The following is a 22,857-nucleotide window of genomic DNA, read 5'->3' as shown; positions in this document are numbered from 1 at the left end:
TTACTTGTGAATTATAATATTTAGTAAATATTTGTAATTCAGGAGAAAACAATGAGAAGAAGAGACCGACAAGTAACTGAATTGGCTGAGATAATCGAAATTATAGAAAGATGTGATGTTTGCAGGATTGCTTTATCAGATGATAATATACCGTATATTGTACCTATGAATTTTGGTTACGAGGTTGTGGACAGTAATATTATTATATATCTGCATTGTGCAAATGAAGGAAGAAAGCTGGACATATTAAAAAAGAACAATAAAGTATGTTTTGAGATGGATTGTAAGCATAGGCTGGTAACAGGAGCAAAAGCATGTGACTGTACAATGGATTTCGAAAGTATTATAGGAGATGCTGTTGCTCATATAATAGTGAATAATGAAGATAAAATTCATGGGTTGAACCTTATAATGAAAAAATACACCCAAAAGAATGATTACACATATGAAGAAAATCATCTTAAGGGTGTAACGGTTTTAAAACTTGTTTCAACCGGATTTACTGCAAAAAGAAAATAGTTTGAATAATATTGTACGTTGAGGGCCTTTATAGGCCCGTTTTTTATGTGGTGATAAAAACATGTGTTAATATTTCTTAATAATGAATTAACATTAATTAACCAAATCCCAATATGGACTTTAAAATACTGTAATATAATTTAATCATAATAAATTCCAGTTAATTGCGAAAACTAAGCAGGATACAATTTGGGAGGTATAAAAATGGTTAAATTAGTAAATATGAAAAAAGTGGTTTCATTAGCGTTAGGGGTTGCCTTAACTGTATCATTGACGGCTTGCGGTAGCGGCACTAAAAATGATAATGTAGGGAACACCAGTCTAAGCGGGAAGATTGTTATAGACGGTTCAAGTACGGTTTATCCGGTGACATCAGCTGTTGCTGAAGAATTTCAAATCGAGCAGCCTGGGGTTGAAGTATCGGTAGCCTTGTCAGGAACGGGTGGTGGAATGAAAAAGTTCACGGCAGGGGAAATAGACATATGTGATGCTTCCAGAAAAATAAAGCCGGAAGAAGCAGAGGCTGCAAAAGCAAAGGGTATAGAATTTGTAGAATTTGAAATTGCATATGACGGAATCTCTGTTGTAGTTAACAAAGATAATACTTGGGCACATTCAATCACAGTTGATGAACTGAATAAAATCTGGGGTAAGGACAGTAAAGTAAAGACATGGAAAGAAGTAAATCCCGCATGGCCAGACGAGCCTATAAAACTATATGGCCCGGGTACGGATTCAGGTACATTTGAATTCTTTACCGAAATGATTAATAAAAAGGCAAAGGAATCAAGAACTGACTATACTCCAAGTGAGGATGACAATGTTCTGGTTCAAGGTATTGCTGGAGATAAAGATGCAATGGGGTATTTCGGGTTTGCCTACTATGAAGAAAACCAGGATTCATTAAAAGTATTGAAAATTGATTCCGGAAAGGGACCTATTGAGCCAACTGCAAAAACAATTAAGGATAAGACCTATAGTCCTTTGTCAAGACCATTATTTATTTATGTAAACAAAGATAAACTTAATCAATCCCCGGTTAAAGATTTTGTAAAATTCTATTTGGATAATGCAGAACAATTAACCCAAGAAGTAGGATATATACCTCTCGAAAGCTATGACTCAGAAAAAGCTAAGCTCAAATAAGAATGAATTAAGATAAACGTGGCACTTTTAGTTAAGTGCCACGTTTTACATAAAGGTCCAAATATCTCCAAAGGGGAATGGAAAATGATTGTGACAAAAATATGCAGAAAAATAATAAATACTAATATAAGGCTTCGTATACAACTGCTTATAGTACTTATAACAGTAACACTTATTCCAATAATTGCAGTAAGTACTACGACTTACATAACGACCATAGGAAAAATAACGGAACTTTCATTAAACAATCTTAAATCTGATTCCTATAATACTATGAACAATATAGAAGTAAAAATAAAAAGTTTGGACAGTACCATTAAGGGAGTAGCTTCTCAGGCCGACTTTTTGGTTGGACTTGAAATGACCAACAGTGTTAATTCTAAGATGGATACAGCAACATACAGCGGAATTCAGCTTTCAATGAAAAATGTAGTAGAAGGCTCAGAGGGACTCATTGATACAATGTACTTGTGCAATAAAAGTGGAAAAGTCATAGCTTCAGCTGCCAAAAAAACAAAAACATCAGAAATAGTTAAATTCTACGATATGCAGCTTTTTGAAAGAATAAAAACAGATACAAAAAATGAAGTTATAGTCGGTAATTTTATTATTTTAAAAGAAGCAAATAAAAAGGTAATACCAGTTACGAGAGCCGTCAAAAGTCTTGCAGGCTTCAGCGGAACAATAACTGCATTGGTGGACTATGATAAATTCTTCAAACTTGACAAGAGCAAAATAAAAAGCGAAATTATTGTATTAGACAGAGGATTTAAAATTATATACGATACGGACAACCGTAAAGTAAACAGCAAAATCCCAATCAAAGGAGCTGTATATGATGAAAATATTACTTATATGGATACAAGAATAAAAAAAATAGCCCATTTGGAGAAATCAGGCCTTACAAATTGGATAGTATGTGCTCAAATGAATCATAACAAAGTTATGCTGCCTGTAAAGCAATATATTCTTATTCTTATAATTGTTTTAGTATTATCGCTTCTCCTTGCTACACTCATCTCCATTTTTTATTCGAAATATATTTCAAGCCCTGTAGTTGAACTTACCACACAAATAAAGAAAATTGAAGAAGGCTTTCTGGAAGTTCACTTTAACAAAAAAAGCAATATATCAGAAATCAACAGTTTAAGAAATGCGTTTGAAAAAATGGTTAATAATCTGAATCTACTTATATCCGGTATCAGTTCGGCTTCAAGGGAAATAGATGAAATGTCCGCTCTTATGTATAGTGAGGCCAGTGAATCATTTGAAAAATCAGAATACACTCAAAAATCAATTTCAAACATAAATGTCAATATAAAGAATCAAGCAGACAATACAAGTTATGCAGCGGCGGAGATAAAAAGTCTTGCAGATCAGATTGCCACAACAAGGGAACACTCAAACAATGTCTACAACTTTCTTGACAAACTCAACAGTTCGGCGGAAATGGGTAAGAGCCAAATGGATAAGCTGGAGGCAAATTCAACACTAAATCTTCAAAGTATAAGAAAAATGAATGAAATGATAATTGGACTACAGACACAAATGCAACAGATAAATACTATAACTGCTACAATTCAGAGTATCGCTAAACAAACACAACTATTGTCACTTAATGCCAGAATAGAGGCTTCGAGAGCAGGAGAGTCAGGAAAAGGATTTGCCGTAGTGGCTGAAGAAATCAAAGAACTATCTAACCAGACAAACTCACAGGCAGGGGTAATAAGAAAAATGATTGAAAGTATTGTACAGAATTCAAATAACCTAAGCGCGAGTTTTGAAGAGGTAAGTACAGGAACAGAAACTCAAAACAGCTGTATAAATGAAACTAAAGAGTGCTTTCTGGAAATAAAAAAGAATATAGACAATATAAATACTCGCCTTTTTAATATAACTGATTATTTGCATGAAATGGATAAAGAAAAAGATAATCTTGTATTACTGGTAAATCAAATCAATAACGCTGCCGAAGAGATAGCAAACAGTTCTGACGATGTGCATCAGTACACTAAAAATAATATTACTTCAGTAAAAAAAGTCCATGAGAAATCAAACATATTTAAGAGTTTATCTAAAAAGCTGAATTCATCTGTAGGTTTATTTAAAGTTTAAAAATACCGGATAGGGTATAAAAATACCCGGCTTGATATTGTCAAACCGGGTATTTTTAATATATTATTTAACTTCAAACAATTTTTCAAGATCAAGAATAAGTACTATGCGACCGTCTCTTTCAATAACACCGCTGAAAAATTTACCTGAGATACCTGAAATAAGTTCAGGAGCAGGCTTTACTTCGGAATCTTCCGCACTGAATATTTCCATTACTTCATCAACGAGAAGGCCAACGTTAGATTGATGATTCAATATGATAATTCTGGTATTGTCATCAGACTCTTTTGGCAAATATCCAAACTTCTTTCTTAAATTAAAAACTGTATGAACCTTTCCTCTTAGATTAATCAATCCATCAATATACTCAGGTGTATCAGGAACTTTGTAAATATCTGTTATTCTTTCAATTATATTTACATTATTTATACTAATTGCAAATATTTCATTGTTTATCTTAAATAAAACCAATTGCGTAGACATTTTACAATTACCTCCCCCAAAAAAAGTTCTTGTACAAACATTATATCAGTAATAGTAAAATTCGGCAATCGTTTAACTTCTGTAACTTCCGTTTATCTTAACGTAATCATAAGAAAAATCACAAGTCCATATCCTGTCTGATACATTTCCCTTTTTAAGATTTATTTTAATAACAATCTCTTTTTTCTTGATAATTTCTTTTACAGCGGCTTCATCAAAATTAGCGGCTGCTCCGTTTCGGCAGACAAGGATATCTCCTATATAGATATCTGTTAGGTTAGGGTCAAAGGAAGCACCTGAATATCCTACTGCAGTAAAAATTCTTCCCCAGTTGGCATCTTCTCCGAAGATAGCTGTTTTTACCAGGGGTGATTTAGCAACAGTACTTACAACCTTGTAGGCATCGCTTTCATCCCCGGCACCGTCAACCTGAATTTCAATAAGCTTTGTAGCTCCTTCACCGTCTTTAGCCATTAGCTTTGCAAGATAAGTACAGACAAACATCATTGCATCAACAAATTTAGAATACTCATAGTCTTCCTTTACAATAGCATCATTATCTGCAAAACCATTAGCCAGTACAAACACAGAATCACAAACACTAGTGTCTCCATCTACTGAAACTCTGTTAAAAGTCTTTTTTACACACCGTTTAAGAGCTTTATCAAGAAGGCTTCTTGATATATTTGCATCTGTTGTGATTATACCTATCATAGTAGCCATGTTAGGATGAATCATTCCGGAACCCTTTGCAATACCGCCAATACGAACTGTTTCACCTTGAAGCTCAATATCAACGGCGATTTCCTTTGGCATCAGGTCGGTAGTCATTATAGCTTCTTCAGCATCTGACCCGCCCTGTGGACTAAGTGCATTAACAGCGAGACGTATACCTGACCTTATAGAAGGCATATTTAGCTTTGTACCTATTACTCCGGTAGAGTTAACAAGAATATCCTGCGCATCGCAATGCAAAAGCTCAGCAGCCAGCTCAGTCATTTCCTTCGCATCCTTGTAACCGGCTTCGCCTACACAGGCATTGGCATTTCCACTATTGATTACAATTGCTCTTGCAAAACCATTCTTAATATGTTCCATTGAAACTTGCAGGGAGTGTCCTTTAACAACGTTGGTTGTAAATACGCCTGACGCAACGGCTGTATCCTCAGAACAAACTATCGCAAGATCCTTCCTGTTATTCTTCTTTATTCCACAGGCAACTCCTGAGGCTTTAAAGCCTTTGGGAGCAGTAACACCACCATCAATAATATTCATGTGAACCTCCATGTGCCTATTCAGGCTCTATTTAAATTTGAATACAAATAATAACATCTTTATTTTAAGTTGATTATACATAATTATGCAGAATGAATCAATTAAATTTGGCATGTTCATATTATTATTTACATACTCAGCACAATAAAAACCACCTGATAAATAAAACGGTAAATTTACCGAGTTCTATCTACAGGTGGATTCAGAATATACAAAATTATTTCTGCCAAACAAGATATTGATTAAAGAAGGGAATCAGATGATCAGAGAGCATACCGTCAGGCATAGCGTGGTCACCTTCATATTCATATACAGTAGGTTCAATTTTATTTTTTTTGAGAAGATTAATAAAATCCTTGGTACCCTTTGGAATCCAGGTATAGCTGTCATTAATGCCGTATGAAAATCCTATTGCACGTAGCGGTTTATTTTTTGACAGATATGAATTTAGTTTTTTACCAAAATTTCCATATCCGTCTATCCAGTTGTTTATAACCCGCTTTTGTTCAGAAGTTTTAGCACTGACAGATGAAGGTATTTTACAATATGGAGGCTCACCGTCTGGATCAGGACAAAATGCCTGCCCGTAAGCTTGTAATACTACAGTATCAGTTTTCCAGGAATTAAGTACTTCAGCAAAATTATCATTTGAAAATATACCAGGAGATGCAGCATAAACCGAGCCGAATATTTCGGGATGCTTTAGGGCTATATTGATTGCCCCGAAGCCTCCCATGGAATGGCCACAAATGCCTCGTGAGTCAGAGGATTTAATTGTTCTGTAATTATTGTCAATATAATTAACTACCTCATTTGTGACATAATCCTCCCAGTTTCCAATAACAGGAGAATTAACATAAAATGAACCTCCTGATTTATTTTGACCGTTCATACACACCATAATAAATTCGTTATCATTGTTGGCAAAGTATGTATCCAAATCGTTTTTAGAGTTATCCAGAAAAGATCCTGCAGGTTCGCCAAAACCGTGAAGGTAATAAATAACCGGGTAGGATTTAATGCTGGTGCTGTACGTGGGTGGCAGATAAATCTCAATCATTTGATCTGTGCTTTCGTTAAGCAAATTACTTGCAATGGTCTTGGAGGAAATAGTTTTAAGTATTAATTGTGAGGAACCTATCTGGGAGTTTCCAACTGTATTTGTAGCAGCAGATGTAGGAAGAGAGCCAGATTTGATTGGACTATTTGAAGCAACTGAATCGGAAGTACCTGAACTACAACTACATATAGATATAAAAGCGAGCAAAACCAGACATAGCCAAGTATACCTTTTAATCATAAATATGTTACTCCTTTTCAAAATTGACGTTTATTTCAAATAATTATATACTGTATTGAAAAAGAAAATTAACATTTCTTGCTATATTTCGGAGGCATTAATGAGATTTGCAAACGAGGCTTTGGTTGGGGATTTGGTTTTATATATTGAAAACAATCTGAAAACAATAATATCTCTTGATGAACTGTCCCAGCATCTTTGTTTATCAAAATATCATTTACACAGGCTAATAAAAAGTCTTGCCGGTATAACTCTTATGACGTATGTCAGAGGAAGGAAGCTAACCAGCAGCCTTACTGAACTATTGGAAACAAACCTCAAAATTATTGACATAGCAAATGAATACTGCTTTGAATATGAACAAACTTATCTGCGGGCCTTCAAACGACAGTTCGGAATAAGTCCATCGGCATATCGCAGAGAGCGATGTGAGCTTGATGTTGTAAATAAACTGGATACCAGTGTGTTAATTGACGTATCAAAAGGATTATTCATTAAACCGCGCTATATTCTGCGACCTGAATTTCATTTAATGGGATTACAGACTTTTATCATAAATAGTGAAAATAAGGAAAATTTGTCAGCTAATAAATTTGCTCGTATGTTTTATTTTAATGAACGATATAAAATAAAAGGATGTATAAAAGAAAACATATACTATGGACTATGTTGGTATGGTGATAATTATGAATATGGGAATTTCTATATTCCATCTGTAGAAATTGAGAATGCGGTAAGAGAGCAAGGTACATTTATATGCAAAACTATCCCGACCAGCATGTATGTTGTCTTCAGGTATATTGGCTTTCATGGTCCTGAAGAATTGAACATCCGGAATTTGGAGGAAATTTACTATTATATAAATTATAAGTGGGGACCGACCACTGTTTACAAGCGCTCGGGACAATATCATTTCGAAATGTTGGATACAAAACGTTGCTCGGACCAATACTGTGAAGCTGATATATACATACCCATAGAAACCTGATATTATATAAAAAACAAATAAATGGAGAGATATATGAACTACAAAGCAATATTGTTTGATTTAGACGGGACACTTATAAACTCGCTGGAGGATTTGGCTGACAGTGCCAATGAGGCCTTAAAAAAACACGGATTCAAACTCCACCCAGCGGATTCATATAAAAAGTTTGTAGGAAATGGAGTACGGAACCTGATAAAAAACGCTTCACCTCACGGAACAGATGACAGCGTCGTTGATAAGATACTCGAAGATTACCGTATAATATACAATAAAAATTATGTAAATAAAACAAGAGCTTACGATGGGATACATGAGATGCTTGATAATCTAAAAAAAGCAGGGATAAAGATGGGAGTTTGCTCAAACAAACCTCATATACCTACAAATGAGATAGTTAAAAAATTATTGGGATGCGGGTATTTTGATGTAGTATTTGGTGAGCGGGAAGGAATACCCCGTAAGCCGGATCCGGCTTCACTGATAGAAGCGGCTGAAAGGCTGGGAGTTGCACCGAGTCAAACCATATATGTGGGAGATTCGGGTGGTGATATGGAGTCGGCTAACAGGGCAGAGATGCTGGCGGCCGGAGTGTTATGGGGATTCCGGGAGCAAGAGGAATTAATAACATGCGGAGGAAAGATACTGCTGGCTTCCCCTTCTGAACTGGTTGACTTTATAACCGGTGCTGACAGGGATTAAATTTGTTGCAATCCTTGACACTTGAACATAAGATTGTATATAATTTTATCAAGAATGGCAATGAAGGAAAGAAGTAGTTTTATGTTTCTGACTAAAGAGAGAGAACGGCTGGTGTGAGTTCTTGCAGAGCATTTTACGAAGCAGTTTCCGGAGCTTCTGTCCGGTAAAAAGGATGGACGTACCCACTGCGTTATTGTGGATTGACTAAGAGCCCCCGTTTGGGGGAATTAGGGTGGTACCGCGTGAGATATCTCTCGTCCCTTTATTTTGGGGATGGGAGTTTTTTAATGTAAAGAACTTTTTAAAAAAATTGAAGACCATCATATTTGAAAGGACGAATATAAATGCAAAAACTAGGATTGAATGAATTAAGAGAACGTTATCTGAAGTTCTTTGAGAGCAAGGGACATTTGAGGCTTGCAAGTGCACCTCTGGTTCCCAAAAATGACCCCAGCCTCTTGCTTATTAACTCAGGAATGGCACCGTTGAAACCATTTTTTACAGGACAAGAGGAGCCTCCAAGAAAAAGAGTAACGACCTGCCAAAAATGTATAAGGACACCTGATATAGAGAATGTTGGAAAGACAGCCCGCCATGGTACTTATTTTGAAATGCTTGGTAATTTTTCATTTGGTGATTACTTTAAAAATGAAGCTATTCCATGGGCTTGGGAATTTGTAACTGAAGACCTCAAAATGCCTGTTGACAGGTTATGGGTAACAATTTATGAGGACGATGACGAAGCTTTTGATATATGGCATAAGGTTGTAGGCTTGCCGGCTGAAAGAATTGTACGTATGGGCAAGAAAGACAATTTCTGGGAGCATGGTACAGGTCCATGCGGTCCTTGTTCGGAAATTTACTTTGACAGGGGACCTGAAAAAGGCTGTGGAAGCCCTGACTGTAAGGTAGGTTGTGAGTGCGACCGTTACGTAGAATTCTGGAACAACGTTTTTACACAGTTCAACAGAGATGAGCAGGGCAACTATACAAGACTTGCACACCCCAATATCGACACCGGGATGGGGCTTGAAAGACTTGCATGTATTTCACAGGATGTTGAAAATCTTTTTGAGGTTGACACTGTTTGGAATATCCTTGATTATATCTGTAAAACAGCAAGAGTTGAGTACAAAAAATCCGAGAAAACAGATGTATCCATCCGCGTAATCACAGACCACATCAGAAGTACAACAATGATGGTTTGTGATGGAGTTTTACCGTCAAATGAAGGTAGAGGCTATGTCTTAAGAAGACTATTGAGAAGAGCTGCAAGACACGGCAGGCTATTGGGTATAAACAAGCCTTTCCTGTATGATGTAGCCATGGTTGTAATAAACGAATCAAAGGAAGCTTATCCAGAGCTTGCTGAAAAGGCTGAGTACATTAAAAAGGTTATAAAAATAGAGGAAGAGAGATTTGAGGCAACTGTTGACCAGGGAATAGTTATTCTTAATGAATTTATAGATGAAATAAAGGCTAAAAAGCAAGAAGTAATACCGGGTGAAATGGTTTTCAAACTCCATGATACCTATGGATTCCCACTTGATCTGACCAGAGAAATTGCAGAAGAAAACGGTCTGGGAATAGACGAGGAAGGCTTCAAAAAGGAAATGGACGCCCAGAGGAAGAAAGCAAGAGATGCTCACAACAGCAAGGATACATCAGCGTGGTCTGACAGTGTGTTTGATAAACTGGACAAGAGTCAAAAGACAGCTTTCGTGGGGTATGAAAATACAGTTTGCGAATCTATAATTTTGTATATAGTTAGGGATGGAGAAATCGTAGATACTGCTCAAGAAGGAGACGAAATAACAGTTATTCTTGACAAGACACCATTTTATGCTGAAATGGGAGGTCAGGTTGGAGATTCAGGAGTACTGACTACCAAGAATGGTGTAATAAAGATTGAAAACTGCACAAAAACTCCTGATGGGAAATTCCTGCATACAGGGTTGGTTGAAACCGGTCTTGTGGAAACAGGAAGTACTGTTACTGCTTCAATAGATGAAAAGAGAAGAATTGCAATAAACAGAAACCATACGGTTACGCACTTACTGCACAAGGCACTTAGAACTGTATTGGGAGACCACGTTCATCAGGCAGGTTCCCTTGTGGAACCAAATAAACTGAGATTCGACTTCAGTCATTTTTCAGCGATGACTCCTGAAGAACTTAAAAAGGTTGAGGATATGACAAATGAGGCAATTCTCAGCAGTATGGAAGTTGATGTAAGAGAAATGCCAATTGATGAAGCCAAAAAACTTGGAGCAATGGCATTGTTCGGTGAGAAATACGGTAATACCGTAAGAGTTGTAAAGGTAGAGGATTACAGCGTAGAATTGTGCGGAGGTACACACCTGAAAAATACTGCTCAGGCCGGTCTTGTTAAAATTCTCGGGGAAAGCGGCGTAGCCGCTGGTGTAAGGAGACTGGAGGCTCTTACGGGAGAGGCTGCCATAAGATATTACACAGAGAGAGAAAACTTGCTGAATGAGGTTGCACAGACTTTAAAAGCAGCTCCTCAGGACAGCATTAAAAAAGTTGAAAGCCTTGGACAGGAACTTAAAAATGCAGAAATGGAAATAGAACAGCTTCGTAACAAACTGGTAAGCGGAGAATCGGAAAGCGTACTTGCCAATGCTGTTGAAATAAACGGCGTAAAGGTAGTTACAGCAAGATTTGACACTATGGATATGGAAGGCCTTAGAAATACCGGAGACATGCTGAAAAACAAGCTTGGTTCAGGCGTGGTAGTTCTTGGCTCAGGTTATGGCGACAAGGTAAGCTTTATAGTAACCGCCACAAAGGATGTTGTGGCAAAAGGTATCCATTCAGGGAATATCATCAAGGAAGTCGCAAAAACTGCCGGAGGCGGCGGTGGTGGACGTCCTGATATGGCACAGGCAGGCGGTAAGGATTTATCCAAAATAGATGAAGCATTGAAGTCTGCTGTTTCTGTTGTGGAATCGCAAATTAAATAAAATCAAATACAAAAATAGTAAAGGAGTGACACTATGAGCGATTGTATATTTTGTAAGATAATAAATGGCGAGATTCCTTCAAAGAAGGTTTACGAAACAGATAAGGTATACGCCTTTCATGACATTAATCCTGAGGCACCGGTACATGTGCTGATAGTTCCTAAAGAACATATATCTTCACATAACGAACTTAATCATGAAAATGTTGATGTTATGAAAGACATTCATCTGGCTGCCAATGAAATTGCTAAACAACTAGGTATTTCCGAGAGCGGATACAGATTGATAAATAACTGTGGAGCAGACGCAGGACAAACTGTATTCCACTTGCATTACCATCTGGTAGGCGGAACTGCAATGGGTTCCAAAATACTTTAGAATTTATTATTTTGTAAATAAGTCGTTATTATTTGTATCTTTTATCAAATATATATTGACACTTTTTTGAAAATTAATATATAATATAGTGTGTGCTGTATTTAGCTTAATTCCCTACAGTATGTGATAAGGTACTACGGCTTATTTCCCGGCACAATTGTTACCATCGGAGGGAGGGAAGTGTGTGTCTGAAGTAAGAGTTAAAGAGAATGAGTCTTTGGATAGTGCTCTCAAAAGGTTTAAGAGATCTTGTGCTAAATCAGGTGTTTTGGCTGAGGTTAGAAAGAGAGAACATTATGAGAAGCCTAGCGTAAAGAGAAAAAAGAAATCTGAAGCAGCAAGAAAAAGAAAATTTAAATAATTTATCTTGTGACAATAGTAAGACTATAGGAGATATTTATTATGTCACTAAAAGAATTGCTTGTTCAAGACTTGAAAAAAGCCATGAAGGATGGCGATAATGTCTCAAAGACAGCTATTCAGCTGGCAAGGTCAGCAGTGCTTCAGGTTGAAAAGGACACTAGGGTTACCCTTGACGATGATGGTATAGTTGAGATTATTGCAAAAGAAGTAAAAAAAAGAATGGATACTTTGCCTGACTTTGAAAAAAGCAACAGACAGGATCTTATAGATAATCTTAAAGCAGAAATTGAAGTTTTGAAAAAATATTTACCACAGCAGTTGAGTGAAGGTGAGATAGAGGAGATTGTAAAAGAAGCTATTTCTTCTACCGGAGCTACTTCGGCTAAGGAAATCGGAAAGGTAATGCAGGCAGTAATGCCTAGAACCAGAGGCAAGGCTGACGGTAAATTAGTTAACCAAATAGTAAAAAAGTTATTAGAATAAGAAAGAGTCCGGTATATACCGGACTCTTTCTTGCATATGCCAGTAATATTAGAAATCCTGCAGGCAAAAGTTAAATATAGGTTAAAAGTACCCCGGAACCTATTGAAAAAGTTGAGCCTGCTTATTATAATTATTTGTAGCCAAAAGGAGAAGTAGCTTATATGTCAATTGAAATTGAAAAAAAGTTCCTTGTAAAAAGTGATGAATATAAGGCATGTGCAAAGCCGGTTTTATTCAGACAGGGGTATTTAAGTACGTCCATCGGAAGAACCGTACGGGTAAGAAGATATGACGATAAAGGGTTTATTACGGTAAAAGGGAAGACAAATTGCTGTAGCAGATTAGAATATGAGTATAGTATTCCGGCTGGAGATGCTGATAATATGCTTGATAATTTGTGTATGCAGCCTATAATAGAAAAGGTAAGGTATTTTTTGGTATATAAAGGGTATGAATGGGTTGTTGATGAATTTCTTGGGGCTAATGAGGGTCTTGTTGTAGCTGAAATCGAACTAAATAATGAGAAGGATAGTTTTGAAAAACCAGACTGGCTTGGAAAAGAAATAACTTCTGATGTCAGATATTATAATTCAAACCTGGTCAATAATCCTTATAACGCCTGGTAAACAGGTTAATGTTTTAAGAAAAGAGATTACAAATGGAATGCAGAAAATCTTGTGGGGCTTGCTGTATTGCTCCTTCAATATCGTCGTCTATACCCGGTATGCCAAAAGGTAAGCCCGCCGGAGTAAGATGCGTCCAGTTGAATAGTGATAATAGCTGTAGGATTTTCGGGTTGCCCGAGAGGCCTAAGGTATGTTCAAGCCTGAAACCTTCAAGGGAAATGTGCGGGGAATCTAGACAGTTTGCTGTGGAATATCTGTGCAAGCTTGAAGAACTTACAAAATTAGGAGGTATAGATATGAGTAAAATATTAGTATTTATGTATAACGATATGGCGGATTTTGAGATATCATACGCTACGCACCTGTTAGGACATGAATTATCAAAAGAAATAGTTCCCTGCGCATACGAAAAAAATACTATTAAGAGTAAAGGCGGCTTGTTGTTTACACCTGTAATTACAGTTGCCGAAGCAAAAGTAGATGATTATGATGGTTTTTTGATTCCCGGAGGTTGGAATCCTGTTGTCAAGACCGAAATGCTTGATCTAATAAAAGCTTTTTATACAAGTGGGAAACTCGTTGCTGCAATCTGCGCAGGCCCCAGATATCTTGCAAAGGCCGGTATATTAGATGATGTTAAATACACTACATCAATAGTTGAATGGACACAAGCCAGAAGAGAAGCATTTAACAACGAGGATGACCCTTTCCCAAGGGAAAATTTTATTGACACCAGAGTAGTAAGGGATAAAAATGTCATAACATCAAAAGGGATATCTTTTGTTGATTTTGCTATTGAGATAGCCGACTATTTCGGTATGTTTAAACATCCTGATGATAAGGAAGCTTTTTATAATATGATTAGTGGCAGATAACTTATTGCTATTTAAAAAACTAAATGAATTGAGGCAATTTATATAATGGATAAGCAAAAAACTGTTCTTGTAACGGGTGCTTCAAAGGGAATAGGCTATGCCATTGCTAAGAAGTTTGCCCGGAACGGATTTAACGTTGCAATAAATTATAACGTTAACAGGACGACAGCTGAAAGTCTGGAAAGGGAGTTAGCTCTGGAGCAATGCAGAGTAATGACTGTAAAAGCGGATGTAAGCAGTCAGGAGCAGGTTCTCAATATGATAGATAGTGTAAATTCGCATTTTGGTAATATTGATATACTGGTCAATAATGCAGGAATAGCAGGGCAAAGACTATTCACGGACATTACAACAGAAGAATGGGACAGGATGTTTGATATTAATGTAAAAGGGATGTTTCACTGCTGTAAAGCCGTACTCCCCCATATGATAAGAAACAAATGGGGAAAAATAGTTAATATATCCTCTATATGGGGATTAACAGGTGCGTCATGTGAAGTGCATTATTCTGCTTCAAAGGCAGCGGTTATCGGATTGACACGGGCATTGGCAAAGGAAGTAGGCCCGTCTAATATACAGGTTAACTGTGTTGCCCCCGGTGTGATTGATACCGATATGAATTCAGAACTTGACGCTCAGACCTTGGATGAGCTGAAGGAACAGACCCCATTGGGGATAATTGGAACGGGTACTGATATTGCAGAAACAGTTTTCTTCCTGACATCAGACAATGCCAAGTTTATAACGGGGCAGGTAATAAGCCCAAACGGCGGGTTTTTAATTTAGATAAAAGTAAAAGAAATTTATTATTACAAATTACTCTTGAATTTATACAATGCTAAGTATATACTAGCAAGTGTCTGTTTTGTTAGTGGTTGACACAAATCTATGACTTATAAAAATTTTATGCTGCCTTGGCGGCTTGGAGGATAATAAATGGAAAATTCTTCAGGAGTCAAAACTTTTTTTGAATATCTTCCGGAGAGTATTAAGTTTCACAAATTGAAAAAAGAAGGGCTGGCACGGTTCATATTTGTGCTTGTCCTTTTTTGCCAGTTGATAGGTAAATATGCATTATACAAATATAGCCAGATGTTCCCTGTGGAGGAAATCGAGAAGATTTATAACAATTTAGCCTCATTTTCCTCAACATCGTCTGCAGATATATACCAGCCGTCTATACATATTTTGTATGCTTTTTTAGTGGCACTTGGTGTATCTCTTTTGTCCAAGCTTGTTTCGAATTTGTTCCTATCTGTTTATATGTATTCTTACTTATCAGAACAAAGAGGCAAAGACAGCGGATTTAGGGCAAGCTTTTCAGGCGTTTTCAGGCATATGGGCCGGATTATAGCCTATAATGTTATTTTTGGGCTTTTAGTATTGTTTGGCTCAATGTTTTTTGTTATTCCCGGTATAATAGCTTACGTAATGTTTGTTTTCGGTTTCTGCTATGTTTTGGATCTGAAATTGACAATGGCAGATGCAATGACTGCCAGCAGTGAGATTACAAAGGGAAAGAAAGCTCGGATTGCCGGTGTACTTGTAGCTTATTTTGTAATATTTAAATTGCCAGTATTTCTTTTGGTAGGAAACTCTATTGCAGGTGTGTTTATTGGAGCCTTTTTGACAACAATAACTAACCTGATTCTGCAACGATTTATTATAAAAATTTATATGGATTTGGAATATAAGGTAGAAGTAACCCATAGGTAATAGAACTGTCACACTTATATTTACACTTAATATTTATAGCATAATTCATACTAATGTTCTTTGATGGGGGATTATTTTCCATGGTATTCAAATTTAAGAGACCAAGGCTTTATGGCGATGTTTCAGATGAAAATTATGAGCTGAGCCGTAGGCGTTTTATACTTGAGGGCTGCCTTTCCAACGGTGTTTATACCCTCACCGCAGGTGCGTTTTTGGCTGGGTATGCAAAATTCTTAGGTGCATCCGATCAGATCATAGGCCTTATTGCTGCTATGCCATTGTTGGCAAATATTCTGCAGATGTTCAGTCCCATTTTTCTAGAGAAGCTTACCAGCAGGAAGAGCTTGATTGTTATTACCTGTATTTTTTATAGGTCATTGCTTGGACTGATGATAGTTATTCCGCTTTTAACACAGAATACATCAGCCAGACTGCTTTTGCTGGGAGGTATGTATTTTACGGCATATCTTATTTTCAGCTTTTCTAACCCTGCAGGCGGAAGTTGGATTATTAGTCTAGTTCCCGAGAGATACAGAGGCCGATATTTTGGTCTTAGGGATACCTTTATAATTTCATCAGCGGCTGTTCTTTCACTATCCATGGGTAGGATTCTTGACATATTTAAAGTGTCGGGCAGAGAATTTCTGGGCTTTATTTTTGTTTTTTCTATTGTTTTGGTTTTAGTTGTAATAAATATTTATGTACTTAGAAAGATTAAAGAACCTGAAATAGTACCTATTACCCAGAACGTAAATATTAAGAGCTTGTTTACCCTGCCTTTAAAAAATAAGCAGTTCCGCTCGGTTATATTTTTAAATGCAGCATGGAATTTTGCAGCGCAGATTGCACTGCCTTTTTTTTCTGTTTATATGGTAACAGGTCTAAAACTGTCATATACGTTTATAATGGTTGCAAATATTCTGCTATCTGTAGTACAGGCTTCCACAGCTAAGTTTTGGGGGAAACTGGCTGATAAGTTCAGCTGGGAGGTTACTACTGTTGTTTCCATAGGTATGTTAGGCTTGTGCCACCTGACTTGGGCTTTTGTAACCAAAGAAATCTGCTATGTAATTATACCGTTCATTCAGATAGTAGCCGGAGCCGGATGGGCAGGGGTTAACATGTCATTGTTTAATATTCAGTTCAAGCATGCACCACAGGAAGGGCGTACAATATTTGTAGGATTTAATGCTGCAGCGGCAGGACTGGCTGGATTTGCAAGCGCATTGCTGGGAGCATTTCTCGTAGGAGCGCTGGGTAATGTAAAAATTAATATTGGGATAACCGTACTCAACAACATGCTGATAATTTTCGGTTTATCCGGTGCACTTGTAATTCTATGTGCAGTATTTTTTGCCTATAAATTTAGAACTAATAGTGGAAAAAAGGAGAATGTAGATTCTGATAAGTATCTTGCAGGATAATAGTTCGGAATGTTTTAAAAATAAAGTTACAGGTACTTGACAGTAGATAAAAATATATGGATAATAGTAGTACGAATGACGGATTAGCTCAGTTGGTTAGAGTACTACCTTGACATGGTAGGGGTCACTGGTTCGAGCCCAGTATTCGTCACCAGAACTGCTTGTATATACAAGCTAGTTTTTTTGTGTTAAATCTTGTCTATCCGGCATATGAATAAATGAAGGACATTGTCCTAAAAAAACGAGAAGAGAGAGAGCTATGCTGGATAACATACTTATTTTATTACTTAGTCTTGGTATAATCCTTACTGGATGCGAGTTATTTACAAATGGAATTGAGTGGTTGGGTAAAAAGCTAAGGCTTGGAGATGGGGTTGTAGGTAGTATTTTTTCTGCCGTTGGAACCTGTCTGCCTGAAACACTGATACCTGTAATTGCTTTGCTTTTTTCAGATAATCGCAAGGACTCCGTGGATATAGGAATCGGTGCTATTGTGGGTGCACCTTTTATGCTATCAACCCTTGCATTTTTTATAACGGGCTTAAGTGTAATAATATTCTCCGGCAGACGACTGACAGGAATGAACCTAAATACCAATTTGGATATCCTTAGGCGTGACATCTCATTTTTCGTAATTGTTTATACCTGTGCTATTTCAGTGTCCTTTTTTTCTGTGGGCTTTATCAAGAATATAACTGCAATTCTTCTAATAGCCGCTTATATCTATTACGTATTTAAAACTGTCAACAGTGATAAGGCAAGTAATGGTGAAATTGATGATCTAATATTTTCAAAGACATTCAAATTAAAAGAAAATATCCCGGTTATTATGGCTCAGATTGCTCTTGCACTTTTCTCAATTATACTTGGAGCTGAAATGTTTGTAGGGAATATAGAAGTTATATCCGGGGCTTTAGGCATTTCAACACTTGCTCTGTCAATTATTATTACACCTATTGCAACAGAGCTTCCTGAGAAATTTAACAGTGTTATATGGATAAGCAAAAACAAGGATACACTTTCCCTGGGAAATATATCCGGCGCTATGGTATTCCAAAGCTGTATACCGGTTTCAATAGGGATACTAACAACGGACTGGAAGCTTGACATAATAACATTGGTAAGCTCTCTGCTGGCATTGTCTTCAACTCTTGTTACATATATCTGGATAAAAATTAAAAATAGTTTAACACCATTGCCGCTTCTATCCGGTGGGGTATTTTATGCATTGTTTATTGTATTTTTGATACTCAGGGGATTTAAATAATTTTACATAATATTCTCCAGGGAGAAACTTTCTTTTTTTGGAATGTGTTTAATATACTCTTTCAACGCTTCCAGTTCAGCCAAAGCAGAAGGATAGTCCTTGCTCTCAACATATTTTTTTGTTTTTGTGTATGAGTTATCAATATTGTCAATCTCAAAATGGTCTAAAAGGATAGCCCACCCAAACTTTGTTCTATCCCAATCGGATGCAAAATCGTTCAGGAGCTTTTCAGCAGAGTCCCATTGCTTAGATTGTATAAATAAACCGGCTGAATTTACGGTTTTTTCAAGCCTTTCGCAGGAACGATTCAGATAATATAGAGTCAGAACTCCTGAAATGATTATAACCAAAACCAAACTAATAACTACAGTTACTGTTTTTGTGTTGTTTGACATGTCTTTTAGCTCCTTTTAGTTTTTTCCTTTTCTTGGCAAAATAACTGCCCATCTGAACCAACGCATGCAAAAAATACATCTTTGGTGCTTTGAATATTCATCTTTTTTAATTCGCTTTCCAGCTTGGCTTTGCTAAAATTGGCAAGCTTCAGGTTTTTATCTATAAGGTCACCATCAATTATAATTTCAACGGCCGGCGCCTCATATTTGCCGGAAATATTAAGGTCTTCACGGGTTACTTTGGATTTTCCGGCTTTAGGTATGACGCTGATCTGGCCGTTGGTTTCCAATATTGCGTATTCAACGTCGGCAATATTATATATATCCTTACTTCTCAGTTGCTCCAACAGGTCGTTAAGGGTATACAGTTCTTTCCTGAAAACCTGTTCTATTATTCTGCCACCGGCAATAAGAACACTTGGGCGTCCGCAAATAATAGTTCTGGCCTTGGTACTTTTAAGTGAAATAAAGGATATCAGTATTTGTGCTGCCAACATGGTAAGTATGGGTATAATTCCATTAACCAAAGGTATACCTGTGTTTTGCATTGGTACTGAGGCTAGCTCTGAAATCATGATTGCAACGGCCAGCTCAAAAGGCTGCAGCTGTCCGATTTGTCTTTTCCCCATAATTCTCATGGCAATGATTACGACGATATAAAGTATCAGGGTTCTTATAAAAACAACGAGCACTTAAATACCTCTTTTCATATGTGGTTTTATTATAGACTTATTATTTTTATTAGCTTAAAAAAAATACATCTTATTTAAATAATAAATAATGTTTTAAATTTGAAGAAATATTGAGATAATAAATGATAATCAGCAAATTTTGGTTCTATTTAGTGCGACGATGATTTAATTTTTATATTTAATGATTTTTTGCGGATTAATAAAATAATTAAATAGTGTTATAATTGTTTGGTATTCTTTACTATGGGGCATTACGTATGGCATAGAAACACCATACCTATGATGCTCATTATTTTTATCTGGATTTTTTAATAGGAGGAAATCATGCAGGTAGTTATAATAGGATGTGGGAAGGTTGGAGCAAAGTTTGCACAGGTTCTTTCTGAGGAAGGAAATGAAATTGTAATTGTTTCAAACGATCCAAAAGCTTTCAAAAATCTTCCGCCTGACTTTGACGGAGTAACCTTGACAGGAGTACCTATTGATCAGGATGTTTTGAAAATGGCAGGCATAGAAAATGCTGACGTATTGGTGGCAGTAACGGAAGATGATAATGTAAACATCATGGTTTGTCAGGTAGCAAAAGAAATATTCAAGGTACCCAAGGTTGTTGCTAGAATTTATAACCCTGCACGTGAACATGTGTTTCATCAATTTGGTCTGGAAACCATTTGTCCAACCGATATTACTGTAAATGTAATGAGAGCTATGCTTGAGTCAAATGCTGACGTCAGTACACATAATATTGGAAATACCTCTGTATTATTCAAACATATAAATTTAGTGGATGGTTATATAGGCAAAAGGATTGATCAGGTTAAGCTTAAACAAAGTATGATTTTTGGTATTATGCGATCGGGAGAATTTATATTGGCTAATGATGCAGGACGATTAGTTAAAGGTGACATATTGGTTGTGGCAGACACTACCCACAAGAATATTAAGGAGATCAACTAAATGTATATAGTAATTGCCGGTGGAGGAAAAGTTGGATTTTATCTTATAAAAACCTTACTGCCGTATAAACATAAAATAGCAGTTATTGAAAAGCAGAAAGAGCTTTGTGAAAAGATTGCAAACCAGTTGAATGTTTGCGTAGTAAATGGAGATGGAACAAATATTGAGCATTTAACCGAATGTAATGTAGAGAGGGCGGATATATTTATTGCGGTTACAGGAAAGGATGAAGAAAACCTAATTGCCTGTCAGCTTGCAAAAAGAAATTTTGGCATAAATCGTACCATTGCAAGGGTAAATAACCCAAAGAACATAACTGTCTTTGAAAAGCTTGGTGTAGATATTGCTGTCAGCAGTACTTCAATAATTGCCGATTTGATAGAACAGGAAGTTGATTACTCGGGAATGAAAACTCTTATGAAATTGAAAAACGGCAAAATTTCTCTTAGTGAAATATTGCTGTCTTCGACTTCCCCTGTAAAAAACAAAAAACTAAAGGAAATAAATATTCCTAGGGAATGTGTCTTAATTTCAGTTATAAGAGAGGATAAAGTAATAATACCAAACGGTGATACTCTTTTGTTGGAGGGAGACTATATATTGGCTGCCTCATCTATACAGGACCAACAGGAATTAAAGGACTTTTTCCTGGGATAAAAATTTTTATTGCAAAGTATTGATTTCATATGTTAGAATTGTAAAAACAATATCAAAACAGCTATGATTAATTACAGTAACTGTCTGCAACGTACTTTTAGAGAACAGTCTGGTGGGTGAAAAGATTGGAGTGCGCAGATGAGTGAATTACAGATTATGAGCTGCTATTGCCGGGTTTGCCCGTTACAGCATCCTAAGACATTTTTGAATATTTTTTGTCGAAAGTGTGAATTAAGGTGGTACCACGAAGCTCTTCGTCCTTATACAGGACAAAGGGCTTTTATTTATATATCGCGATATTTAAAATAGAAAAATAAGGAGTGGATTTAGGTGAGAAGTGTTTTTGATGTATTAAAGGAAAGAGGATTTATTGCACAGATTACCCATGAGGAAGAAGTTAAAAAGCTTTTGAGTGAAGAAAAGGTCACTTTCTATATCGGCTTTGATCCAACAGCAGACAGTTTGCATATCGGGCATTTTTTACAGTTGATGGTAATGGCTCATATGCAGCAGGCGGGCCATGTACCTATAGTTCTCATAGGTGGCGGTACAGCCATGGTTGGAGACCCTACGGGTAAGAATGATATGAGAAAAATGATGACCAGAGAAATCGTTAAACACAATGCTGATAGTTTCAAAACTCAGATATCCAAGTTTATTGATTTTTCCGATAACAAGGCAATTATGGTTGACAATAGCGATTGGCTCATGGAGTTAAACTATGTTCAATTCCTTAGAGATGTGGGCGTACATTTTTCTGTAAACAGAATGCTTACAGCAGAGTGCTTTAAATCAAGAATGGAAAAAGGCTTAACTTTCCTTGAATTTAACTACATGCTTATGCAAAGCTATGATTTTCTTGTTTTAAATAAAAAATACGGCTGCAAGATGGAATTAGGTGGTGACGATCAGTGGTCTAATATTCTTGGGGGAATCAACCTTGTAAGAAAATCTGAGGGCAGGGATGTTTACGGAATGACCTTTACACTTCTAACCACAAGTGAAGGTAAGAAGATGGGTAAAACCGAGAACGGTGCGGTTTGGCTGGATCCTGAAAAGACTACCCCATACGAATTTTACCAATACTGGAGAAATATAGCTGATAATGATGTTGAGAATTGTCTTGCACTGATGACATTTCTTCCAATGGATGAGGTAAGAAGACTTGGCTCATTGAAAGATGCCGGAATAAACGAGGCAAAAGCAGTTCTGGCTTACGAGGTTACAAAAATCGTACACGGTGAAGAAGAAGCAAGAAAAGCCAAGGAAGCCGCAGAAGCAATATTCGGAGGAAAAGGCCAATCAGACAGTATACCGTTTGTTGAAGTGAAAGCTGCTGATATTGAGGCAGGTATACAAATAATTGATTTGCTGATGACTGCCGGGCTTACTCCTTCAAAGAGTGAGGCAAGGAGAGCTGTTCAGCAGGGAGGGGTACTCCTGAATGATGAAAAGATAACTCTTTTTGATTATACGGTTGGTACAAATGACCTTGTTAATGGTGAAATGATGCTT

23 protein-coding genes, 1 tRNA gene and 1 other annotated feature are annotated in these 22,857 nt (G+C 36.8%); of the genes, 19 read left to right on the top strand and 5 right to left on the bottom strand.

Annotated features, from left to right (window positions below):
* The first annotated feature begins 51 nt into the window (after positions 1 to 51).
* From L323_RS32955 to L323_RS32945, 3 genes are all read left to right on the top strand, one after another.
* On the top strand, positions 52 to 519 hold the full coding sequence (locus L323_RS32955; protein ID WP_020815929.1) for a pyridoxamine 5'-phosphate oxidase family protein: 468 nt from the start codon (positions 52 to 54) through the stop codon (positions 517 to 519).
* A gap of 204 nt (positions 520 to 723) precedes the next feature.
* Positions 724 to 1,665: a PstS family phosphate ABC transporter substrate-binding protein gene (locus tag L323_RS32950; protein ID WP_020815928.1), complete on the top strand. Its 942-nt coding sequence runs from the start codon at positions 724 to 726 to the stop codon at positions 1,663 to 1,665.
* 84 nt (positions 1,666 to 1,749) lie between these two features.
* The gene (locus L323_RS32945) at positions 1,750 to 3,780 is read left to right on the top strand and encodes a methyl-accepting chemotaxis protein (protein WP_020815927.1); all 2,031 of its coding nucleotides are present in this window, start codon (positions 1,750 to 1,752) and stop codon (positions 3,778 to 3,780) included.
* Positions 3,781 to 3,843: 63 nt separating this feature from the next.
* Here L323_RS32945 and L323_RS32940 read toward each other — a convergent pair whose 3' ends face one another.
* The 3 genes from L323_RS32940 to L323_RS32930 all read right to left on the bottom strand — a co-directional run bounded on the left by L323_RS32940 (position 3,844) and on the right by L323_RS32930 (position 6,838).
* Positions 3,844 to 4,263, bottom strand: coding sequence for a chemotaxis protein CheW (locus L323_RS32940; RefSeq protein ID WP_020815926.1), 420 nt, complete (start codon positions 4,261 to 4,263; stop codon positions 3,844 to 3,846).
* Between the two features lie 72 nt (positions 4,264 to 4,335).
* A complete protein-coding gene (argJ, locus tag L323_RS32935; RefSeq protein WP_020815925.1) occupies positions 4,336 to 5,538 on the bottom strand; it encodes a bifunctional glutamate N-acetyltransferase/amino-acid acetyltransferase ArgJ in 1,203 nt (400 codons plus the stop codon).
* A gap of 217 nt (positions 5,539 to 5,755) precedes the next feature.
* Positions 5,756 to 6,838 (bottom strand): alpha/beta hydrolase, encoded by a 1,083-nt coding sequence (locus L323_RS32930; protein ID WP_020815924.1) that lies wholly within the window; start codon positions 6,836 to 6,838, stop codon positions 5,756 to 5,758.
* 100 nt (positions 6,839 to 6,938) lie between these two features.
* On the opposite strand from L323_RS32930, the gene L323_RS32925 reads away from it, so the two are divergent.
* The 13 genes from L323_RS32925 (at position 6,939) to L323_RS32865 (ending at position 18,641) form a co-directional block, all read left to right on the top strand.
* Positions 6,939 to 7,826: an AraC family transcriptional regulator gene (locus L323_RS32925; protein WP_020815923.1), complete on the top strand. Its 888-nt coding sequence runs from the start codon at positions 6,939 to 6,941 to the stop codon at positions 7,824 to 7,826.
* A gap of 33 nt (positions 7,827 to 7,859) precedes the next feature.
* A complete protein-coding gene (locus L323_RS32920; RefSeq protein ID WP_020815922.1) occupies positions 7,860 to 8,525 on the top strand; it encodes an HAD family hydrolase in 666 nt (221 codons plus the stop codon).
* A 51-nt stretch (positions 8,526 to 8,576) separates the two neighbouring features.
* Positions 8,577 to 8,790 (top strand) — a binding site (T-box leader).
* Positions 8,791 to 8,869: 79 nt separating this feature from the next.
* Positions 8,870 to 11,509 carry an alanine--tRNA ligase gene (gene alaS, locus L323_RS32915; protein WP_020815920.1) on the top strand — a complete coding sequence of 880 codons (2,640 nt, stop codon included), beginning with the start codon at positions 8,870 to 8,872 and terminating at the stop codon, positions 11,507 to 11,509.
* A gap of 33 nt (positions 11,510 to 11,542) precedes the next feature.
* On the top strand, positions 11,543 to 11,887 hold the full coding sequence (locus tag L323_RS32910) for a histidine triad nucleotide-binding protein (RefSeq protein ID WP_020815919.1): 345 nt from the start codon (positions 11,543 to 11,545) through the stop codon (positions 11,885 to 11,887).
* Positions 11,888 to 12,071: 184 nt separating this feature from the next.
* The gene (rpsU, locus tag L323_RS32905; RefSeq protein WP_004622093.1) at positions 12,072 to 12,248 is read left to right on the top strand and encodes a 30S ribosomal protein S21; all 177 of its coding nucleotides are present in this window, start codon (positions 12,072 to 12,074) and stop codon (positions 12,246 to 12,248) included.
* A gap of 41 nt (positions 12,249 to 12,289) precedes the next feature.
* Entirely contained in the window at positions 12,290 to 12,733 is a 444-nt protein-coding gene (locus L323_RS32900; RefSeq protein WP_020815918.1) for a GatB/YqeY domain-containing protein, read from the top strand.
* Positions 12,734 to 12,894: 161 nt separating this feature from the next.
* The gene (locus L323_RS32895; RefSeq protein WP_020815917.1) at positions 12,895 to 13,359 is read left to right on the top strand and encodes a CYTH domain-containing protein; all 465 of its coding nucleotides are present in this window, start codon (positions 12,895 to 12,897) and stop codon (positions 13,357 to 13,359) included.
* 32 nt (positions 13,360 to 13,391) lie between these two features.
* Positions 13,392 to 14,234 carry a DJ-1/PfpI family protein gene (locus L323_RS32890; protein ID WP_020815916.1) on the top strand — a complete coding sequence of 281 codons (843 nt, stop codon included), beginning with the start codon at positions 13,392 to 13,394 and terminating at the stop codon, positions 14,232 to 14,234.
* Positions 14,235 to 14,279: 45 nt separating this feature from the next.
* On the top strand, positions 14,280 to 15,020 hold the full coding sequence (gene ymfI / locus L323_RS32885; RefSeq protein ID WP_020815915.1) for an elongation factor P 5-aminopentanone reductase: 741 nt from the start codon (positions 14,280 to 14,282) through the stop codon (positions 15,018 to 15,020).
* 150 nt (positions 15,021 to 15,170) lie between these two features.
* Positions 15,171 to 15,950, top strand: a complete 780-nt coding sequence (locus L323_RS32880; protein WP_020815914.1) for a hypothetical protein — start codon at positions 15,171 to 15,173, stop codon at positions 15,948 to 15,950.
* 80 nt (positions 15,951 to 16,030) lie between these two features.
* Positions 16,031 to 17,374: an MFS transporter gene (locus L323_RS32875; protein WP_020815913.1), complete on the top strand. Its 1,344-nt coding sequence runs from the start codon at positions 16,031 to 16,033 to the stop codon at positions 17,372 to 17,374.
* A 77-nt stretch (positions 17,375 to 17,451) separates the two neighbouring features.
* Positions 17,452 to 17,528: transfer RNA gene (locus L323_RS32870), tRNA-Val, on the top strand.
* 105 nt (positions 17,529 to 17,633) lie between these two features.
* Complete coding sequence (locus L323_RS32865; protein WP_020815912.1) at positions 17,634 to 18,641, top strand: sodium:calcium antiporter; 1,008 nt, start codon at positions 17,634 to 17,636, stop codon at positions 18,639 to 18,641.
* 2 nt (positions 18,642 to 18,643) lie between these two features.
* Here the strand turns inward: L323_RS32865 and L323_RS32860 are convergent, their stop codons facing one another.
* A complete protein-coding gene (locus L323_RS32860; RefSeq protein ID WP_020815911.1) occupies positions 18,644 to 19,036 on the bottom strand; it encodes a DUF4363 family protein in 393 nt (130 codons plus the stop codon).
* A gap of 5 nt (positions 19,037 to 19,041) precedes the next feature.
* Positions 19,042 to 19,728 carry a DUF421 domain-containing protein gene (locus L323_RS32855; RefSeq protein WP_020815910.1) on the bottom strand — a complete coding sequence of 229 codons (687 nt, stop codon included), beginning with the start codon at positions 19,726 to 19,728 and terminating at the stop codon, positions 19,042 to 19,044.
* Between the two features lie 324 nt (positions 19,729 to 20,052).
* On the opposite strand from L323_RS32855, the gene L323_RS32850 reads away from it, so the two are divergent.
* The 3 genes from L323_RS32850 to tyrS all read left to right on the top strand — a co-directional run.
* Complete coding sequence (locus L323_RS32850) at positions 20,053 to 20,685, top strand: potassium channel family protein (RefSeq protein WP_020815909.1); 633 nt, start codon at positions 20,053 to 20,055, stop codon at positions 20,683 to 20,685.
* On the top strand, positions 20,686 to 21,342 hold the full coding sequence (locus L323_RS32845; protein ID WP_020815908.1) for a potassium channel family protein: 657 nt from the start codon (positions 20,686 to 20,688) through the stop codon (positions 21,340 to 21,342).
* A 330-nt stretch (positions 21,343 to 21,672) separates the two neighbouring features.
* A partial coding sequence (gene tyrS, locus L323_RS32840; RefSeq protein WP_020815907.1) for a tyrosine--tRNA ligase occupies positions 21,673 to 22,857 on the top strand: 1,185 nt, incomplete at its 3' end.

Origin of the sequence: Ruminiclostridium papyrosolvens C7 (assembly GCF_000421965.1) — a bacterium.
Lineage (GTDB): Bacteria > Bacillota > Clostridia > Acetivibrionales > DSM-1351 > Ruminiclostridium > Ruminiclostridium papyrosolvens_A.
This window is presented reverse-complemented; position numbering and strand designations above follow the sequence as displayed.

What these genes read in the sequence shown, in the direction of transcription:
- L323_RS32945 (WP_020815927.1), top strand. Translation starts at nt 1,750, where the DNA reads ATGATTGTGACAAAAATATGCAGAAAAATAATAAATACTAATATAAGG.
- L323_RS32950 (WP_020815928.1), top strand. Translation starts at nt 724, where the DNA reads ATGGTTAAATTAGTAAATATGAAAAAAGTGGTTTCATTAGCGTTAGGG.
- L323_RS32875 (WP_020815913.1), top strand. Translation starts at nt 16,031, where the DNA reads ATGGTATTCAAATTTAAGAGACCAAGGCTTTATGGCGATGTTTCAGAT.
- L323_RS32895 (WP_020815917.1), top strand. Translation starts at nt 12,895, where the DNA reads ATGTCAATTGAAATTGAAAAAAAGTTCCTTGTAAAAAGTGATGAATAT.
- L323_RS32920 (WP_020815922.1), top strand. Translation starts at nt 7,860, where the DNA reads ATGAACTACAAAGCAATATTGTTTGATTTAGACGGGACACTTATAAAC.
- alaS (WP_020815920.1), top strand. Translation starts at nt 8,870, where the DNA reads ATGCAAAAACTAGGATTGAATGAATTAAGAGAACGTTATCTGAAGTTC.
- ymfI (WP_020815915.1), top strand. Translation starts at nt 14,280, where the DNA reads ATGGATAAGCAAAAAACTGTTCTTGTAACGGGTGCTTCAAAGGGAATA.
- L323_RS32890 (WP_020815916.1), top strand. Translation starts at nt 13,392, where the DNA reads ATGGAATGCAGAAAATCTTGTGGGGCTTGCTGTATTGCTCCTTCAATA.
- L323_RS32900 (WP_020815918.1), top strand. Translation starts at nt 12,290, where the DNA reads ATGTCACTAAAAGAATTGCTTGTTCAAGACTTGAAAAAAGCCATGAAG.
- L323_RS32925 (WP_020815923.1), top strand. Translation starts at nt 6,939, where the DNA reads ATGAGATTTGCAAACGAGGCTTTGGTTGGGGATTTGGTTTTATATATT.
- L323_RS32940 (WP_020815926.1), bottom strand. Translation starts at nt 4,263, where the DNA reads ATGTCTACGCAATTGGTTTTATTTAAGATAAACAATGAAATATTTGCA.
- L323_RS32845 (WP_020815908.1), top strand. Translation starts at nt 20,686, where the DNA reads ATGTATATAGTAATTGCCGGTGGAGGAAAAGTTGGATTTTATCTTATA.
- L323_RS32955 (WP_020815929.1), top strand. Translation starts at nt 52, where the DNA reads ATGAGAAGAAGAGACCGACAAGTAACTGAATTGGCTGAGATAATCGAA.
- L323_RS32930 (WP_020815924.1), bottom strand. Translation starts at nt 6,838, where the DNA reads ATGATTAAAAGGTATACTTGGCTATGTCTGGTTTTGCTCGCTTTTATA.
- L323_RS32865 (WP_020815912.1), top strand. Translation starts at nt 17,634, where the DNA reads ATGCTGGATAACATACTTATTTTATTACTTAGTCTTGGTATAATCCTT.
- L323_RS32860 (WP_020815911.1), bottom strand. Translation starts at nt 19,036, where the DNA reads ATGTCAAACAACACAAAAACAGTAACTGTAGTTATTAGTTTGGTTTTG.
- argJ (WP_020815925.1), bottom strand. Translation starts at nt 5,538, where the DNA reads ATGAATATTATTGATGGTGGTGTTACTGCTCCCAAAGGCTTTAAAGCC.
- L323_RS32850 (WP_020815909.1), top strand. Translation starts at nt 20,053, where the DNA reads ATGCAGGTAGTTATAATAGGATGTGGGAAGGTTGGAGCAAAGTTTGCA.
- L323_RS32880 (WP_020815914.1), top strand. Translation starts at nt 15,171, where the DNA reads ATGGAAAATTCTTCAGGAGTCAAAACTTTTTTTGAATATCTTCCGGAG.
- L323_RS32910 (WP_020815919.1), top strand. Translation starts at nt 11,543, where the DNA reads ATGAGCGATTGTATATTTTGTAAGATAATAAATGGCGAGATTCCTTCA.